Here is a 17394-nt window from a genome sequence, read left to right as displayed (position 1 = left end):
CTGATCGCGGTACGCGATTTCGTCGAAGGCATTCCGCGCGTTGTCGATCGCGTCGCCTAGGTCGAGGGCTGTTTGCCCTAGAGGATTTTTGCTAACATCTGCCATGGTCATCTACCTTCTTGGGTGATGGTCTGTGCGGTCGTAGTAGCCACTCCTGCCGCACACCTCGGCCCAGACGTGTTAGCGCACGTCTGGGCCTTTACGTTTATGGTCTTCGCCTCGATCACACCGGCCCGGATACTTCGCGCCAAGCGGATGCATCAATGATGATTTCAGGATCGAGGTGAGGCACGTCCGCAAGTGTGGTCAGTGCCTTTTCGATAGTTCGGAACCGAACCGGCTTACGATGGTAGGTCACAGCATGCAGCGTGCGGCCCTGCCGCGCATAGAGCGAAAAACCAGCGCCGTCGTTCGGGTACAGCACAGCTTGTATCGGTTCGGCGTTCGGATCATCGCAAGCGCTGGTGAGGCGTCCGAACGTCCATGCCCTGCTTTGCCGTACCGGTGGCTCCAATGCATCAAAGAATTCATCCACCATTGCGTCTACGTTGGCGTGCTGAACTGCGCTGTTTTCGTTTCGGCTCTTCTGCTTCATGGGTGCCACTCCTGAATTACGGCGTTAGCGCGCCGTGGTTGTGTTCACGGCATCTGCTGTGCCGTGTGCTTGATCCGTAGGATTTCTACGGTTCGGGCCTCAGTTAGCACCCGGTAAAAGACGATGTAGTTTCTGTGAGCGACCAGCTCGCGAACTCCGTCCGGTAATCCTGGGCGTCCGGTACGCCCAAGCTCTGGATGCTGAGCAAGCGGAGTAGTCTTGTCGCGTAATTCCTGGCCGAAACTGCGCGCTCTGGTGGGATTTTCCTTGCCGATGTAGCGGACGATTGCACGCAGATCGTCACGGGCCTTGGGCCGCCACTCGATGCGATATGGGGTAGGAGACTTCGCCATAAGTCAGTTGGCCGACATGCTTATGCCCGCCTCTTGCGAGCTGGCTTGTGTTCGGCCTCAAGCGCTGCAATGTCGGCGTCCATTTCCGCCATCACCGCATCGTGAGACAGATTAGGTCGAGTATCCGCAATAGCGTCGTCAATCTCCGCTGCCAGCCAGTTGGTATAGGCAGCAGCCTGGTGCGCCTTACGCATCGCTTCGGAGCGACCACGGGTGCCGGCTGTCTCAAGCTTGGCGTCAGGGTTCCAAGCGCTCGCGTCGAACGCTCCTACCGTGATACCGATATCTCGCAGCACATGCAGGGCGGCGGCGGGATTGCCAAACTTGCGCGGCTCGGTGCTGCGCGCTTTCGCCAACAGGGCGGCCGGCCCGTTGCGCGTGGCGATCTGGACGAAGAATGCACCGCCCTCCCCTTTCAGGGTGACGCCAGCAACGCCGCCGGATGCCTTGGCGACGCGAAGCTGTTCAATGGTCATGCTTTGCATGGTGACCCTCGCGACTCGTTTCAAACTATGTGGTTGGATTGTGCACGTTTTCTAGGTGGCGTGCAATACGTCTAGCGTTCCTAAAACGTTCGTTTTGTAGACATTCAGCCTATGGCGGCATGCAGTGCTGTCAGAGGGATAGAACTTGACCGCAAACCCGTCTACAAATCAAAATCCACAAACTCATAATTTTTACGGTAAAACGGACAATGAAAATCGGGTATGCGCGCGTTTCGACCGACGACCAAAATCTAGACCTGCAACGGGATGCGCTCACGTCTGCTGGCTGCGAGCGGATCTGTACCGACACGGCAAGCGGCGCGAAGGCGACGCGGCCCGGCCTGGCCGAAGCGCTGGCTTTCGCACGCGCGGGTGACGTCCTCGTGGTCTGGCGGCTGGATCGGCTAGGCCGCTCGTTGAAAGAGCTGGTCGCCCTGGTCGATCAACTAGGAGCAGCAGGCATCGGCTTGGAAAGCCTGACGGAGCGCATCGACACCACAACCGCTTCCGGTGAATTGGTGTTCCATATTTTCGGGTCAATCGCCCAATTTGAGCGGCGCTTGATCGTGGAACGCACGCGAGCCGGATTGGTCGCGGCAAGGACACGAGGCAAACGCGGCGGTCGCCCTTCCCTACCCGGCGAGAAGGTCGCCGCGATCCAAGCAATGGCCGCGACGGATAGGCCCGTGGCGGAAGTGTGCAAAGCATTGAAGATCGGGCGCAGCACCTACTACAAGCATGTGAACAACAAGACTTTTGAACCTACACCCAAACGGAAGGACTGACATGCAAGAAGAACAGATCACGCCACTGCAACACAACATGCGCCGCTTAGTGGATTTATCGCGACACGAGGGCTACTGCGATATCACTTTCCACAATCGCGATCCATTGATCGGAGTACGTCTAAGCCCCACCCTGAACGCTGCCCTGATGTATGGCGCAGGGGCAAAAAAAATGACCGAACTGTTTGATCGAATTGAGACCCGAGCCGGCACCGTATTCCGTGCTGTGGATGTATGGGTCATTGTGGAATTCCCCCATGGCCTGCCCTCGGATGAAGATCTCGCTGGGGTTGATCTAGCAGATGGAGAGGCCGAAATAGCTCCTGGCGTTTCGATGCGTCAGATGGCTAAAGAGGTTTATCGATGTGGTGATGATTTGGAGGCAGAACGAATGCTTCGCCGCATCCTTGCCGCCTAAGAAGGACAGGCAGGAACCCCAATTCCTGCCAACCTTCTCTGTCACGACTGCTGCGCCTTGATTTGCCTTGCCAGTTCATCCGCGACTTCCCCTAGCTCCCCGAACGTGATTTCTCCTGCTGCGAAGCGGTCTGCAGCAGCCAGGTATTCTGCCGGAAGTTTGAAGCCCTCTAGCTCGACGCTCGCCCGCCCGTATGTGATAGCGTCCCGGCGCTTGCGTAGCTCGGCAGGGTCTAGTTTTCGCTGGGGCGTCTGGTGGTTCTCAACGCTCTGCGAGGCCAGCCATTCGGCACCCTCGGCCAAGGCGGCCGCGTGGGCCTCTACAGCGGCCATCGCAGCATCCGTTTCACCCTCAGCCAGAGGGAAGACGCCGCCCCCGACTTCTTGGCCATCCTGGAGAAGTCGCAATCGCCAGCCGCCGCCAAGCTCGATCGGGCGCGGCTCGATTTCATAGGTGTACTGCTGCATAGTTCCTCCGCAATGATTTTTTACTCATTTGCACATAACCTCATTGCCAACATTACCGGCCGTAGTCGTGTCCGGCCTCAACGTCGTATTGCCCTTGCCGGTCTCGGTTGACCTGTACCGTGTCGCCTATGTCCAGCTCGACCCCCTCGGCCTGCGGAACCATCACCCGGTCGCCGTCGGCCTCGATCACATACGCAGCGCCCTGATCGTGTTCGACATGCTGCACCACGTCGCCCGTGAACGCTTCGTCCCGCTCTAAGAGGCGGGCATCGTGCTGTGCCGCAAGGTCGACCAATTCAGGCTCATGCTGGAGCGGTCGCTCGCCCGTGTAACCGGTCCCGAAGTCCAGCGATCTGTCGTAGATCAGCCCAAGCGCGCCTGAACGATGCGCCTCAACCAGCTCGGAGAAACGGGCAATGTCGGGGTTCAACCGCTCCCGCTCTCTGCTCCCGCCAGAGGACTGCACGTGTACGGCATCCTGTTCCCGGCGCGGTTGCTCGAACTGCGCAGGCTCGACCGCACGCCGGCCATCGTCGCTCAGCTCGATCGCAGGCGCGTCGGCCTCGATGACAGGGACGACGGCTTGAACGGCGTTGGCTGCGCTCTGCACGTCTTCGGGCATCCCTCCCCTGGCTAACGGCTCTGACTGCCCATCCTGCACACGCGCATCCTGCTGTTCGACCTCGAAAACTCGTTGGCGGCATGCGCTCAATTCGCGTTGTAGCTGTGCCATGCGCGCGGCATCGACGTTGCCGCGCAGTGCTGTTTCCAGCGCCCCGCACCGCTCGCGTAACGCATGCAGGTCTTCGTGATCGGCCTCCTGCCATCCTGCTAGAAATTCACTCATAAACTCACTTACTCCGTTACTCAGCGGGAAGTTGGGTCACAAAATCGGTCAGAACATCCTTTACCGTCTTCCCCTGCTTGGCCGCATAGATCTTGAGTCGGGTGTGCTGCTCGGCGGACAGGTCGAAGTTGACGCGCTTCGTCGTCGCCTTGTCGGCCAAGCTGGCGAGGGTGGCCGCCTTGTTGGTCTTGGCGCTGGGTCGGCCGGCGCTGAGGCTGGTTCCTTTGCTCATATCCTCAAATCCTCAAATGAGTTTCTTTTTAATTTCGTTTGCCAGGGCGCGAACCTCGGCCGCTGCATCGCCGTCCGGCTCGGCATCCATGACCGTGCTGCCGGTGGCCGCCGTGCCGGGATAGCTCACGCGCTGTGTGATGCGTGCTTCCAGAACAGGCAGGCCGTAGCCGTTCAGAGCCTCGGTGACTTCCGCACCGATGCGCGTCCCCTTGATGGCCCGCGATACAACGAACGCCGCTTGCAGCTTGCCGTCCGTGACCTCGATGCGCTGTTTGACCAGCTCCACAAGGTCGGCGGTCGCCCAAATATCGTAGGGCGACGGTTGCACGGGGATCAGCACGAAATTGGCGGCCTTGATGGCCGACACGGCCAGGTCGGCCGCCTGGGGCGCGCCGTCGATCACCACGAAGTCCTTACGAGCGACGTTCTTCAAGTCGCGATCGATGGTGGGTCGGTCAATGCCGACGACGGTGACCGGCTGGTCCTCCCGAACAGCCGCCCAATCGCGCGCGCTACCTTGGGGATCTGAATCGACCAGCAGCACGTCTGCCCCGTCCAGTTGCAGCACACGGGCAAGGTGGGTGGCGATGGTCGTTTTGCCTGACCCGCCTTTCTGATTGAGTACGGCGATAACCTGCATGGATGCTCCCGAATGAATGAACAAAACCGCAATTACTCATTTGAGTGTAGCCGCCGGCAGCATTGGAGTAAAGTCTAATTTTACTCATTTACTCAAATGAATTGGTGACACCGCGGCGACCTGGCCAGCTCTGCGGTGTCTCCAATTAGGATGGAGCGCTACCGGCTGCGCCTGGCGTCGCGGGTTTGCCGCTGTGACTCCTGCCCCCGCTTCTGTTCCGGCTCGGCCGTGCGCTCTGTGCCGCCCTGGGCGGGCTTGGCGCGCTGGGGCTGGGCAACGTAGGTCCGGCCGGCCTTGATCTCTTCTCGGCGCTGCTCGTAGCGGTCCTGCAAGTCCTTGTCGCTGAACTCCACATGCAGCCCTTTATCGGCCGCGATGTCGGCCATGGCATGCCTGTAAGCCTCATCACCGCCCCTTAGCCGGATGGCTGGCCCGAACTTCACCAGGGCCAGGCGCAAGCCGGTTTCCAGCGTGTCGCGCTCGGTCTGGCTGAACTCAACAGCTGGCCCTGTATCGGTGAACATGGCCCGGCGCTGCTGGTCGTAGTACGTCACGTTGCCTTCCCGATCGACCTTGTATCCAGCCGGCGCAGCCGGCTTCCTAATTGGCGCGGCCTCGGGGTCCAGGCCGTCCCTGTCCTCGATGCGTTCACGTGTGGTCGGTTGTGGCGGCGTAACGCGCTGCCGTCGCAACTCGGCCAGGGCGTCCGCATCACCACGGCCCGCGCGCTCGGCCAGGTAAGCGCGATACTGGTCCGCCGGCTTCATGCGATACCGGGCTTTCAACTCGGTGCGCTCGGCCTCGATCTGCTCGCGCAAGGTAAGGTCGCGTCTAACCTTCTCCATGCGGACCAGAGACAAGGCGGCTTTCCGGTCGGGGGCTTTCCTGGCGCTGTCGTTCTGGATGGCCCGCCGTTCGGCTTGATACCGGCGGCGCAGCTCGTTGCGGCGTTCCTGCTCCCGCTGCTTCTGCTCCTGCCAATCCCGTTCCCGCCGCTCACGCTGCTGTGGTTGCCACTCCCGGCGATACTCTGCCCATAGGTCACGACGTGGAGCGCTACGGGCTTGCTGGTGCACTTCGCGGCCTTGCTGCTCGGCGTAGACGCGGCGCAAGAGTGGCGCGGCTTCTCGCCAGGGCAAATGCAGCTCTTGGGTAAGGAAGTCGGTCACGTTCAAATTTCGACTGCCGCACCGTATCCGGTCGCTGCCGTCTTTGGCCGTCGTAACCTCGTATTTGTCGGGCATCGCGCCATGCGTGCGGCTGACGGCCGCCAGCAGGCGCGCGGCGTCCAGCTTCCGCTTGATCGTGTCGAACTCGGCCCGGCCGGTGTCCTGCCCGCGTGCAACAGCCTCGTGTCGCTCTGCGATGTGTTGGCCGACAACGGTATCCGCCGGACGCCCGTCGCGATCCTGGGCGGGCGGGGGCAAGGGAGCCGGCTCCCTGGCCGGCTGCGCCCTGGTCGGGGCTGGCGGCTCGGGCTGCGGCTCAATTTCCTGGGCGGCCCTGTGCTTGGTGTAGAAATTGGCCGCCCGCTCGGCCAGCATCGCCCGGCGTTGCTCGGTGTCCGCTTCCCAATAGGCTGCATATGCCTTGCGGCTCCCGCTGTTGAGATATTTCAGCTCTGCGGCCCTAACCTCGTGCCACTCCTTCAAGCGATCGGCAATGTCAGCCGGGGTGGGGCGGGGCGCTTTCGCGTCCTCATATCCCTGGCGCAGCTCGCCAGCCAGCCGGCGGCGCTTCTCGTCGGCCGGTAACGCGATAAATTCGCGGCTGAAAACGTGGTCTTTCAGGTTGATGCCCTTGGCTGCGCCCTCGGGCTTCACGTTCAGATATTCGGCCGTCTTGCCGGCGTTGCGGGTCTTCGTCTCGCCATGCTGTACGACGATGGCCCGGAATTGATCGAAGTCGGTCACGCCCTTGTCCAGCATGTCGGCCAGAATGCGCGCTTTCAGGTCGTGATTTGCGCCCTTGAAATAGTCGCCTTTATATCGGGCGATGATCGCGCTTTCGTCGGTAAACTGTATGCGCGCGTTATCTTTCGGACTAGCAAGTCCGTATTTCGCGTTAATATGCTCCTGAAAGGCTTCAAGGAACTTGGTCTGTTGGTCAACCTTGCCAAACGGGTTCAAATTCCGCTGGCTCAATAGGTTATATTCAGGAATGACAACGTGGATATGCGGCTTGCGCTCGATGAACTCGCCCGTCTGCTGATTGATATAACTTTTAAGCCTAGGCAAATGCGCCTCGGCATAGAAATTATATTCATCAGCCTGGTACGCCGTCATAGCAAATTGTCGGAACTCATCGATAATAGACTGCAACCGATCCCGGCTAATCTGATCCTCCTTGAATGCTAGAGTTATATGCAAATACCGCTCTCCCTGCTTATCCATGCCGTTAATAATGGCATCGGTTAATTGCAGGTCGCCAGCCAGTATAACGCGCTCGTCCAGTTCGGCACGGTTATAGTCGCGGCCATCCTTCCGGCCATTTTCGAGATATTCCCGGATTCCAGCTTCGCCGCCACGAACTCTAATCAGCATGCTCCACCGCCTCTCGCATCGCGTCGGCGATGGCCTGTAATTCGGCGAGGATGCCGGAATAGGTCGCTGTCGTCGCTTTGCCCGCCAGCTCAGCAGCGTTCACCGCGTGTGCAAGCTGGTTAATGTTGTTGCTGGTCTTGTTGAACAAGTACAGCAACCGGCGTTTGTCGGTACTCGTGGGAACGCGGGCGACAACCTGGGTGCGGTTTTGCAGGACGCATTCACGGAAGAATTCGGACGGCTTCAAGCCCGATGCCTCGACTTTAGCCAGGTAGGCGGCATGGTCGGCATCGGTAAGCCGGAAGCTCACCGGGCGGGCGAGCTTCCGGCCTTCTGCGGGCTTACGGGGCATGGTCGGGCCTCCCTTCATTACCTGCTCGGGCAGCAGCCAGGGCAGGGCGGTTGTAGGCCGGCGCGAGTAGCGCCGGGGGATCTGTCGCCATCTGGCGCGGCTCCCGGAGGGGGCCGACAGCAGGGTTTCCAAAGGGGTCACCCCTTTGGGCACGGGATATGTGTCAAAACGCGGAGCGTTTTGTAAACATATCCGACGTGCCTATCATGCCGCAAGAAGTAGTGTAACTCTGCATCGACATTGCTTCAACACCCCTACTACACTGCACAAGCACTGCGATAGCATGCTTGACACTGCGAATGCACTGCATAAGAATGGCACTCAAGCGGCGTAATCCGCTTGACCGCACTGCACATGCACTGCGAAAATGGCGTTTTCCAGCGAATGGACTACGCAACGAGGCTGATAGATGACGAAAACCAGTGTGGCCGATGTGTTGCGCGAGCTTGCGAAGGGCGAGAAAAGCCGCTCTGAAACGGCCCGCCTGCGCGACGTGATAGACGAAGTGGAAGCCGCCATAGCTGCCGGAGTGAGCCGGTCGGCGGTGCTGGAAGCCCTACACGGCCAGGGCTTCACGATGACGCTGAAGAGTTTTGAGAGCGCCCTTTATCGCATCAGGAAACAGCGCGGGCAGGGTGCGGCAGCCCCATCCGCACAACCAACGCCTTTTCTTCGTCATGACGAAGAAAAGGGGGAAGCAACACCAGCGGCCAGCAAAAAGGCCGGGGACTTTGAAATTCCCGTACCAAAGCGCTTCACCCACAACCCAAAACCCGACGACGATCTTCTGAAATAGGAACCCATCATGCAGAACACCATTCATTTCATCCTGCAAGGCAAGGGCGGTATCGGCAAGTCGTTTATTGCTGTGATGCTGGCACAGTTTTTCAAGTCCAAAGGTGCCGACCTGAAGGCATTCGACACAGATCAGGAAAATACGACGTTCGCTCACTATAAGGCACTCGGCGCGCAACACATCCCGGTCATGAATGAGTCCCGCACGATCGATGCCAAGCGGTTTGACGCGCTCATGGAAAAGTTGCTGACGGAGGATGGTACGTTCGTCATCGACAACGGTGCAAACACCTTTTCGCCGCTCCTGGCGTACATGGTGGAAAACAACGTCATCAGCTTCCTGACCGAGAACGATAAAAAGGTATATTTGCACACTGTCGTTGGCGGTGGCGACACGCTCGCGGATACAGCGAACGGGTTTAACTCAATCGCCCAGGGCATCGAAGATGCGCCGGTTGTTCTCTGGCTCAATGAACATTTCGGGCCGATGAAAACCGACGAAGGCAAGGATTTCACCGACACTAAGGTTTTTAAGGCCAATCAGTCTCGTCTGCACGGCGTGGTTTCGCTGCAAGCACGCAACCATCAGACCTACGGCGACGACATCAAAAAGATGAATATCAAGCGGCTGACGGTTGATGAAATCATGCAGTCGCCCGACTTCGCACTCATGGAAAAGCAGCGTATCCGCAACGTGGCTAAGGATGTTTTTAGCCAGCTTGATAAAATCGAGTTCTGACCATGGACCGACGCAAATATATTGCAGAGTTGGTCGAAAAAACAGGCGTCCGCGTGGATGAAGACGATCCGATTTTTGCCGTGGTATTGCTCAATCAGGCCATCCTCCAAGACCAGAAAACAGAGCTTGAGGTGCTTGTCGGTAGATTGGTGAAGGCGGCCGGGTCCATTCAAGGCGAGGTAATCAAGCAGGTAGAGGAACGGTGCAACGCCACACTAATGGAATTGAGTACTGAGGCCGTCAAGCTGAAAACCGACCTACAGAGTGAACACGCCAGCTACCGCGAAGCCACAAAAGAAGCCCTGCGCCAGGAAGTAGGCAGCACCATCGGCCGCGCAGCCGTAGCCATGGAGGACGCGCGGCGCTCGATCATGGGGCCGGTCTGGCTTGCGGCCATGGTGGGCGGGGTGATTGGCGGTGCTGTCGGTGGAATGGTCGTGTGGTTAGCTGCAGGGGGAATGCAATGACGGTCGGACAACTTTTGACGTTTGGCTTTTTGGGCGTCCCTGCCTTGGCCCTGGTGCGCACCATACTGGCGGCTGCACGCGGGAAGATGCGGTCCTCGCCGATCACCTGGGCGTGGATCGGAATTTGGTCGGTGGCAGTTGCCTACGGCATTGGTTCGGCCGCCCTACGGTTTGCCAAGGATGGCAAGCCTTCCACCCTGCTCGCGTTTGGCGTCGCGACCATCTCCGTGTTCTGCTGGCTCCGCATGTTCCGGCACTTGGAAGCAGGTGCCGGTCAGAACCGGGAACGGGTCGTGCGGGGGACGCAGGTCATCGCGGGGAACGCCCTGCAAACCGGCATGTACGGCAGCAGAGCGAAGCCCTCCGACATGGACATAGACATTGGCGGGGTGGTGCTTCCGTACATGCTGGAAGCCCAGCACATGCTATTTGCAGGGACCACGGGGGCCGGCAAGACGCAAGCAATCAACCGCGTCTTGCGCGCTGTACGTCAACGCGGCCAACGCGCCTTGATTGCCGATCCGGCGGGAGGCTTTTTCTCGCGCTTTGCGCGCTCCGGCGACCTACTGTTCAACCCCTTCGACGGGCGCACCGTGGATTGGTCGCCGTTCGCTGAAATCCGGCACGACTACGATTGCCAGCGGATCGCCAAGGCTGCGGTGCCGGACGGCACGGGCGAGGGTGCCGAATGGCACCACTACGCGCAAACCTTGCTCGCTGAAACCATGCTAGCGCTGCACCTGAACGGTGAGCACTCGGTGAAACGTCTACTTCACTTCGTGAGCGCGGCCGACACGAAGGAGCTAGCCGCCCTGCTTGCCGGTACGCCTGCCGCGATCCTGACGGCCAAGGGCAACGACAAGATGCTCAACAACACGCGGGGCATCATCGCTACCTACTTGGGTGCCTGGCGGTATCTGCCCGATGCAGGAAGGTTTTCCGTTCGCTCATGGGTACAGGACGAAGGAAGCGACGGTTGGCTGTTCGTGACCTACCGGGACGATCAAATGGGCCTGCTGCGCGGCCTGGTCGCCTCAATCTTGGAGCTGGGCATTGTCGAAGGACTGAGCCTGTCTGAAAGCACGGATCGGGCGCTATGGTACGTGTTTGATGAGGTTGATTCACTTGGCAAAGTGTCGAGCTTGCGCGGTGGATTAACGAAATTGCGCAAGTACGGCGGGCGGTGTGTCCTGGGCCTGCAAACAGTGGCGCAGCTCCGGGAAACCTACGGCCGCGACGAAGCACAAACACTGCTGGCCAACCTCTCAACAAAGTTGATTTTGCGCGCGGGTGATAACGAGACGGCCGAATATTTCAGTAAGGAACTTGGCGAACAGGACGTAGATCGCCTGCAAATGACGACAGGGCAGGGAACAAGCTCGGGGGGGCTGTTCAACCCTTCCCAATCCTCACAGTCTGCAAATACCAGCTTCAATTTGCAGCGGGTGCGCCAAGCGGCGGTCATGTCGTCAGAGATCCTCAACCTTCCCGACCTGGAAGGCTTCTTGAAAATGCCAGGCCAGCCGGTAGGGGCGGTGACGATCGCATACGAACGAATGCCGGAGCTACAGCCTGGATTTCTGCCGTAGCGCGGTGCGGGGCGCGGTGCGGGGCGCGCTGCGGGGCGCGCTGCGGGGCGCGCTGCGGGGCGCGCTGCGGGGCGCGCTGCGGGGCGCGCTGCGGGGCGCGCTGCGGGGCGCGCTGCGGGGCGCGCTGCGGGGCGCGCTGCGCCCCACCACTCCCTCCTGCCCCTCATGACGAAGGGTTGGGTCGCTCCTGTCGCGTCAAGGGGCCGTGTCCTCGCCCTGCGGGCTGCGGGCCGCACCTACCCCTTGACCCGACATCCACTTGGCACGATACACATTTACTCATTGCATCAAATGTGTGTTACACTCATTGCACGGCGGTCGATGGACTGTCGGGCGGTAAAGTTGGACAATCACAGAGCCAAAATGCTCCATCTTGGCTCCAACAAAAATTTGGGATGAGCTGCCCTAAGAACGCGATTGCGTACCGGGTGCTGGGCTGAAAAGAAGGCCCTGACAGCCAAGAACAGAATGGCCGCATAGTCAGCCCACCGCCATACAGGCGCGGCTACGGAGCCTAAGCCCCTCCTGACCTGCCGGAACAGTCGGCCTCGTCCTCCTAACGCAATAGGAGTGGCACTCATGCAAATCATCAAATCGCTTCTTCTCGCCGGCCTCCTCATGTTCGGCGGCTATGCCAACGCGCAAGTCCCTGTGACGGACGCGGCGAGCATCGCAAAGAACATAGCCAACCAAGCCGAGACCATGCGGCAGTGGGCGTCGCAGTACCAGCAGATGCAATCCCAATACCAGCAGATGCAACAGCAGTATTCGGCGCTAACCGGATCGCGAAACATGGGCGAGATTTTCAACAATCCGGCACTAAGGGACTACCTGCCCAAGGACTGGCAAGGTGTTTATGACTCTGTACGCACCGGCGGCTACAACGGACTGAGTAGTAGCGCATCCGGAATTTACGATCAGAACAAGGTCTATGACGCCTGTGCCTCTCTTACCCTGGCCGATGCTCGCACCGCCTGCCAGGCGGCCGCAGTAAAGCCATCTCAGGATAAAGCCTTCGCGACGGATGCCTACGCGGCTGCAAAGTCGCGCATGGATCAAATCGATTCGTTGATGCGGCAAATAAACCAGACGCAAGACCCAAAGGCTATTGGAGAGCTACAGGGCCGAATTGCTGCTGAGCAAGCCATGATCGGCAACGAACAAACGAAATTGCAGCTATTCCAAATGATGACGCAGGCAGAGGATAAGCTTCAGCAACAAAGGCAACACGAAATAAATGCCAAGCTAAATGCCCGCCGTGGCTACTCCCCGTTGAAGCCGGTCGAGTTCTAAGGAGGATATATGCTGCACTTCATCGAATTACTGCTGGTTCTCGGTTACGTGAATTTCCCTATCCGGTTCTGGCTCTCGGTTCGGAAATTCGGCGCTTCCCGTTTCAATGACGCTCTGCGTAGCGATGCGCACATGTTTTGCCTGGACGTGGTGGCAGTCTTCTTCGCGTCCGCGGCATGCTATTGGATCGCATACGACACGCTCGGGATTGCTATTCCGGGCATCAAAGACCTGGCGAGCTGGGAAGCCCAAGTAGTCGCATTCGTCCTGACGGCGGCTTGCATGGCGCTAGCGTTCGTGAATGGCCGGCAGCGCTTTCTAGACGCCACTCGGGCCGGCATGCCCGAGGCCGCACTCAGGTGGCTTGCAACACGGCAAATCATCGTTGCTTCCGAAGTATCCGCAGCACTCGTGCAAGCACCGCGCGTTATTAAGAGGATGTAATCATGGCAAAGTTTTCTTTTATCGTTTTTATGATGCTCCTGTTGGTCGGCTGCGATAACGCCCAGCCGACGCGTACCGTGGAGGAATTTAAGGCTGACAAGGAGCAACGCCATTCGATGTTGGCGACATGCAAGAACAATCCCGGCGAAAAGGGTCTGTCGCCTAACTGCATCAACGCACAGAAGGCGGAGAACGAAATAGCTAATTCGCGTCGCGGCTATTCTCCGCTGCCGCCTGTCAATACGGGGAACTAGACATGTCCGACCCCATGATTTTCCAATTCATAGGCGACTCCATCACCAATGCGATGGGCACCTATGTAGAAACAACCGTTCCTGTAGTGATAGGCAAGATCACTACAACGGCCATACTCTTGGGCACGCTTTACTATTCTGTCATGGGAATTTTAATGGCCCTTGGTCGCGTCGATGGGCCGTTTTCGCAGTTGATGCGTTCTGCTGGCAAGTTTCTATTGATTAGCGCAATTGCTCTAAATTCCGGCACTTATATGGATTTCGCAGTGGCAACCGGGCACGATCTGGAAACTGGTATTACGCAGGCGTTTTCAGGTGGAAAAGGTGCCAACCCGACGACTGTCTATCAAGTTGTTGATGAATCTGTTGGTAAAGGTTGGGATTTGGCCGGTGAGCTTTGGAACCGGGCGTCGGATAGAGGTATGACCGAAATCGGAATGATGTTTGGCGAGTATTTCGAGGCGATCATTATTGCGACGGCAACACTCATTCTTGCTGCTCCTGCGGGAGCGATGATTGTTGCATCTAAAACGTTGCTTGAATTGCTATTGGGTATCGGCCCGTTCTTTATCATGCTGCTTATGTGGCCGGCCACCAAAGCATTCTTTGATCGCTGGTTTGGTGAAGTCATGACGGTAATTTTGCAAATTGCGTTGGTCAGCGCAGTGCTGGCGTTCGCCTTGAAAGTATTTGTTGCAGTGGTTTCCGCTACGAATATCGACAGCCCGGACGCAAGCCCGTTTTTTGACTCCTTGCGCCTGATCTTGGTAACCATAGTGATGCTGTGGGTGATGTATGTCGCCTACCAAAAAGGCGGGGCACTCGCCGGAGGCATGACCTCGGCGGCAATCACGTTGGGCACAATGGCTGCCCGTGCATCCGGGCTGGGTTCGGCCGTCGTTGGCGCGGTCAATCCTGTTTCCACCCGCCGGGATCTTGAATCAGGAATGATGGTCACGGCAGGCAGGACCAATCATATGATTGCCGGGAATACGGTGTGGAACCCATCGTATCGACAGCACGTGTTGGACAACGTTGGGAAGAACTGGGGTCGAGCGAGGGGCGGCAGCGTCCAAGGTCAATGACCACATGGCCCCGCTTCGGCGGGGTCTTTCTTTGTGTATCGTGCCAAGTGGATGTCGGGTCAAGGGGTAGGTGCGGCCCGCAGCCCGCAGGGCGAGGACACGGCCCCTTGACGCGACAGGAGCGACCCAACCCTTCGTCATGAGGGGCAGGAGAGCTTTACCCCTGCCCCTCTGACGACAGAGGGCGACTCGCTCCCCTCGCTGGCGAGGGGCGGGGGGGAGTGGTGGGGCGCAGCGCGCCCCGCTTGAAGACACTGCAAGACAGATTCAGCGTATTCAGCGTAGCGCCCTGAGCGGCGCGCTGAGGCATTCGGCAGCCGAGTTGGTGGGGTAGTAGCCCCCTTGCCCTGAAAACCGCTTCTATAGCCGTTTCTGGACGCCCTCATGACCTGTTCTTGTCTCGGATGCCCTTCTTTCTGTTTGAGTGTCGGTGTTGCCGCTCTGTGCGTAATGGTGAAGCACCGACGCGCGGCTTGCCGCGCCTAAACAAATGTCTGGCCGTAGGCCAGTCAACAGGGAGCGGGTGTAGCCCGCGAAGGCCGGCCCGGAGGGACGGGGCGAAGGGAGCGTAGCGACCGGAGGGTAGGCGCTTTTTCTCTTGATCCTGGCTGCAGACGATGAAGTTATCCACAGAACCGGACGGCCATTACAGGTAAGAATTTATAGGATTCTTTTTAAAGGCAGAACCGTACCGGTTTTAGGGGGGGGGGGATTTATCATGCGAGGGGGGGGCGATTTATCATGATTCCGCCCTCTGAGGGGGGGGCGATTTATCATGCTGGGGGGGGCGATTTATCGTGGATAAGTGCTCTAATCTACAGGCTTCTCCACAGCCTTGATGGTGACATAGGGTCCACCTTGCCCCCGGCATCTGTCGCCAACATGCTTCCGCGCGACTCGACGCTGCCTGGGCGATCAACGGGTGAGTCCAGCCCGACTCATGCCGGCAGTAAGGGGGGGGGCGATTTATCAAGCTACCCCGAAAGGGATGGAAGCCCGGAGGGGGGAGACTGCCGACCTCGGCTGGCTCGATGCGTAGCACGACAGCCCGGCCCTGGCTTGCCAGGGTGAGCGTCGATTGGTGACAGGCCCGCGATCTGCCGGCTCGCATTGGTGACGCCGGCGAGCTGGCCAGGCGCGATCGTTGTCACCAAGGCAGGAGCCTATTTCCTGCCGTTGAGCGTCGCCAGTTTTACGAGAACGTCAGCCTGAACCGAGTCGATTTCGCCGCTTCGCTTCGCGGTCGGGAATGCGGCCGTGATCGCGTAGGCGAAGGCTTCCGGCGTCAACGTCAGGCCGGCGCGCTGTGCTGCTTCAAGGATGGCACGAAAGGAAGTCGCGGTTGCCGCTGCATCGTCGGCGAGGGTGCCTCGCCGGGTGCCCGTCAGCACCCACGTGGGATCGATCGCGCACCGTTCCAGCAACGTGACGAGCAGTGACGCGTGAATCTCCCGCTTGCCGGCCTCATAGGCCGCATAGTCCATGCGGCTTATGCCAAGTACACCGGCAAATTCTTCTTGGCTCTTATCCTGGCGAAGCTGCTGCAATCTTCGGCCCACGTCTTCTGGTCTACTTTCCATCATCGTCGCTCCTATCAGCTTTGAAGACGATGTAGGAAGTTCGGGACGAACTGACAAACCATGGCCGCAGCACCATTCGGCGCTGTCCACATATCCACGGCCTGCGTAGGGGCCTTCTATGGCACCCGTAGCCAGGCGGTGGATATGTGGGCAGTCGGCAATACAAGCTGGCACGGCAGGGCCAGCGCCGCCCTTTCTGGCTGGTGACGGATCTCGCCGGCGCCGGCGGCCGCAGTGTCACCAGTCTGGCAGGTCATTTCAGCCCTTTGGGTAGCTTTGGGATTGGCGGCGGCGAACCGATCAGCAGCAGTCCGCCGGTCACCTGCTTGACGTTGGCGGCTGGGTACACAGCTTGCACTTTGCGCAGGACAGGCAAGAACTCTTTTTTGAAGTCCTTGTCAGGGTCTTTGCCTTTGTATTCCTGGGCGAACTGTTCCCGTATCGACTTCCAGTGCAAGGTAACGCCCTTGCCCTCGATGCGGTGTAAGCGATGCGCTAGCCAGCAATACACGTCCAATGCCAGCGCTGACCCTTTCAGGGCATGAAGCGCGCGATTGTCGAGTGGCACAGCACTGTTTTGAAGCTCGTTGAAATAGTGCTCGGATAAGGTCATCACACCTGGCCAGAGTGGCCGCTGTTGGGCGTCTCGATTGGACAGCCAGGCGTCGAACTGCTCAACAGGCTGGCCGTTGAACGTTCGGCCCTTGAACCCGAGTTGCAGCCTGCAGGCCGCCAAGGCGTGCATTTGCTTGCGCAACGTCGCGTGTCGCGCTCCTTGGGCCACGGTGTCCTCGCCGAGCATCAGACGCAAGAACTCGGCCGCGCTATCCCCGATAGGAATTTCGCGCGTGTTGTGGCGCTTGGCGTAGCTGGATACCCAAGCCAGCGCGAGGCGGGGCATTACGCCATAGGGGACGGGTTGTTGCACCGGTCCCCTACCCTCGTCCAGCCAGCCGGCTTGTACGTTGATCCATGCCGCACCGGATTGCCGCATGAACTCGCGTGCATCGATCTTAGCGCGAGGTAGTCCAACCTGGCACAGCACGGCATGAGTGAACGCCATGTCTTCGCCCGAGGGCGGTAGACTCGCGATGGTCGTTGCCTTGTCGAGTAGTTTGCGCTCCTGCTCGGACAGGACAGCCGCACGTCCAGCCTTGACCTTCTGTGCCGGCGTCGCTTTCTCGGTGGCGTAGGCGATCCGCTCGCTGGTCTTCTTCACCGCAGGCGGCAAAATTCCGCCTAGTAGTGCGCCGAGTGGCGAAAAGCTGTTCGCTCGTGATTGCTCTTTGGCCTGGCCCTCGGAACCCCGCACACGCTGTCTAGGTGCAACACCGCGCGTCGGCCGACTCGCCTGCGCTACGCGATTGGCGGCGGCCGTCTTCGCAGCAACGTCGGTCGCGTCCTTGACCGAGATACCGGCTGCGATCAT

21 protein-coding genes are annotated in these 17394 nt (G+C 59.3%); 10 read left to right on the top strand and 11 right to left on the bottom strand.

What is annotated here, in order from left to right; all coding sequences use genetic code 11:
* Window positions 1-223: 223 nt before the first annotated feature.
* The 3 genes from H7A87_RS20705 to H7A87_RS20695 are packed head-to-tail and all read right to left on the bottom strand — an operon-like array spanning window position 224 to window position 1424.
* Window positions 224-595: a hypothetical protein gene (locus H7A87_RS20705; RefSeq protein WP_147421082.1), complete on the bottom strand. Its 372-nt coding sequence runs from the start codon at window positions 593-595 to the stop codon at window positions 224-226.
* Between the two features lie 44 nt (window positions 596-639).
* Complete coding sequence (locus H7A87_RS20700) at window positions 640-948, bottom strand: type II toxin-antitoxin system RelE/ParE family toxin (RefSeq protein ID WP_119128461.1); 309 nt, start codon at window positions 946-948, stop codon at window positions 640-642.
* A 20-nt stretch (window positions 949-968) separates the two neighbouring features.
* Entirely contained in the window at window positions 969-1424 is a 456-nt protein-coding gene (locus H7A87_RS20695) for a hypothetical protein (protein ID WP_231892773.1), read from the bottom strand.
* Between the two features lie 218 nt (window positions 1425-1642).
* On the opposite strand from H7A87_RS20695, the gene H7A87_RS20690 reads away from it, so the two are divergent.
* Window positions 1643-2218, top strand: a complete 576-nt coding sequence (locus H7A87_RS20690) for a recombinase family protein (protein ID WP_119128462.1) — start codon at window positions 1643-1645, stop codon at window positions 2216-2218.
* A gap of 1 nt (window position 2219) precedes the next feature.
* A complete protein-coding gene (locus tag H7A87_RS20685; protein ID WP_119128463.1) occupies window positions 2220-2636 on the top strand; it encodes a transposase in 417 nt (138 codons plus the stop codon).
* Window positions 2637-2677: 41 nt separating this feature from the next.
* Here the strand turns inward: H7A87_RS20685 and H7A87_RS20680 are convergent, their stop codons facing one another.
* From H7A87_RS20680 to mobC, 6 genes are all read right to left on the bottom strand, one after another.
* Window positions 2678-3103, bottom strand: a complete 426-nt coding sequence (locus H7A87_RS20680) for an antitoxin VbhA family protein (RefSeq protein ID WP_232087990.1) — start codon at window positions 3101-3103, stop codon at window positions 2678-2680.
* A 52-nt stretch (window positions 3104-3155) separates the two neighbouring features.
* Window positions 3156-3950: a hypothetical protein gene (locus H7A87_RS20675; protein WP_119128464.1), complete on the bottom strand. Its 795-nt coding sequence runs from the start codon at window positions 3948-3950 to the stop codon at window positions 3156-3158.
* Window positions 3951-3966: 16 nt separating this feature from the next.
* Window positions 3967-4182, bottom strand: coding sequence for a plasmid partition protein ParG (locus tag H7A87_RS20670; RefSeq protein ID WP_119128465.1), 216 nt, complete (start codon window positions 4180-4182; stop codon window positions 3967-3969).
* A gap of 12 nt (window positions 4183-4194) precedes the next feature.
* Window positions 4195-4824 (bottom strand): ParA family partition ATPase, encoded by a 630-nt coding sequence (gene parA / locus H7A87_RS20665; RefSeq protein ID WP_119128466.1) that lies wholly within the window; start codon window positions 4822-4824, stop codon window positions 4195-4197.
* A gap of 158 nt (window positions 4825-4982) precedes the next feature.
* Window positions 4983-7367: an LPD7 domain-containing protein gene (locus H7A87_RS20660; protein WP_119128467.1), complete on the bottom strand. Its 2385-nt coding sequence runs from the start codon at window positions 7365-7367 to the stop codon at window positions 4983-4985.
* Entirely contained in the window at window positions 7357-7719 is a 363-nt protein-coding gene (mobC, locus tag H7A87_RS20655) for a plasmid mobilization relaxosome protein MobC (protein ID WP_119128476.1), read from the bottom strand. Before mobC ends, H7A87_RS20660 begins: the two co-directional genes overlap by 11 nt.
* A gap of 409 nt (window positions 7720-8128) precedes the next feature.
* Here mobC and H7A87_RS20650 point away from each other — a divergent pair, with 409 nt between their 5' ends.
* The 8 genes from H7A87_RS20650 (at window position 8129) to H7A87_RS20610 (ending at window position 14385) form a co-directional block, all read left to right on the top strand.
* Entirely contained in the window at window positions 8129-8515 is a 387-nt protein-coding gene (locus tag H7A87_RS20650; RefSeq protein WP_119128468.1) for a hypothetical protein, read from the top strand.
* A gap of 9 nt (window positions 8516-8524) precedes the next feature.
* Window positions 8525-9253 carry a hypothetical protein gene (locus H7A87_RS20645; protein WP_119128469.1) on the top strand — a complete coding sequence of 243 codons (729 nt, stop codon included), beginning with the start codon at window positions 8525-8527 and terminating at the stop codon, window positions 9251-9253.
* A 2-nt stretch (window positions 9254-9255) separates the two neighbouring features.
* Window positions 9256-9720, top strand: coding sequence for a hypothetical protein (locus tag H7A87_RS20640; protein ID WP_119128470.1), 465 nt, complete (start codon window positions 9256-9258; stop codon window positions 9718-9720).
* On the top strand, window positions 9717-11309 hold the full coding sequence (locus H7A87_RS20635; protein ID WP_232087992.1) for a type IV secretion system DNA-binding domain-containing protein: 1593 nt from the start codon (window positions 9717-9719) through the stop codon (window positions 11307-11309). The genes H7A87_RS20640 and H7A87_RS20635 overlap by 4 nt, the downstream gene beginning before the upstream one ends.
* 579 nt (window positions 11310-11888) lie before the next feature.
* Window positions 11889-12602, top strand: a complete 714-nt coding sequence (virB5, locus tag H7A87_RS20625) for a P-type DNA transfer protein VirB5 (protein ID WP_119128472.1) — start codon at window positions 11889-11891, stop codon at window positions 12600-12602.
* A 9-nt stretch (window positions 12603-12611) separates the two neighbouring features.
* On the top strand, window positions 12612-13046 hold the full coding sequence (locus H7A87_RS20620; RefSeq protein WP_119128473.1) for a hypothetical protein: 435 nt from the start codon (window positions 12612-12614) through the stop codon (window positions 13044-13046).
* Window positions 13047-13048: 2 nt separating this feature from the next.
* Window positions 13049-13300 (top strand): EexN family lipoprotein, encoded by a 252-nt coding sequence (locus H7A87_RS20615; protein WP_119128474.1) that lies wholly within the window; start codon window positions 13049-13051, stop codon window positions 13298-13300.
* Window positions 13301-13302: 2 nt separating this feature from the next.
* Window positions 13303-14385, top strand: coding sequence for a type IV secretion system protein (locus tag H7A87_RS20610; RefSeq protein WP_232087991.1), 1083 nt, complete (start codon window positions 13303-13305; stop codon window positions 14383-14385).
* A gap of 1163 nt (window positions 14386-15548) precedes the next feature.
* Here H7A87_RS20610 and H7A87_RS20605 read toward each other — a convergent pair.
* Both H7A87_RS20605 and H7A87_RS20600 read right to left on the bottom strand, forming a co-directional pair.
* Window positions 15549-15965 carry a helix-turn-helix transcriptional regulator gene (locus H7A87_RS20605; protein ID WP_180497058.1) on the bottom strand — a complete coding sequence of 139 codons (417 nt, stop codon included), beginning with the start codon at window positions 15963-15965 and terminating at the stop codon, window positions 15549-15551.
* A 253-nt stretch (window positions 15966-16218) separates the two neighbouring features.
* On the bottom strand, window positions 16219-17100 hold the full coding sequence (locus H7A87_RS20600; RefSeq protein ID WP_232087993.1) for a replication protein RepA: 882 nt from the start codon (window positions 17098-17100) through the stop codon (window positions 16219-16221).
* Window positions 17101-17394 lie beyond the last annotated feature (294 nt).

The sequence above is a fragment of the Xanthomonas sp. CPBF 426 genome (assembly GCF_903989465.1).
Lineage (GTDB): Bacteria > Pseudomonadota > Gammaproteobacteria > Xanthomonadales > Xanthomonadaceae > Xanthomonas > Xanthomonas euroxanthea.
This window is presented reverse-complemented; position numbering and strand designations above follow the sequence as displayed.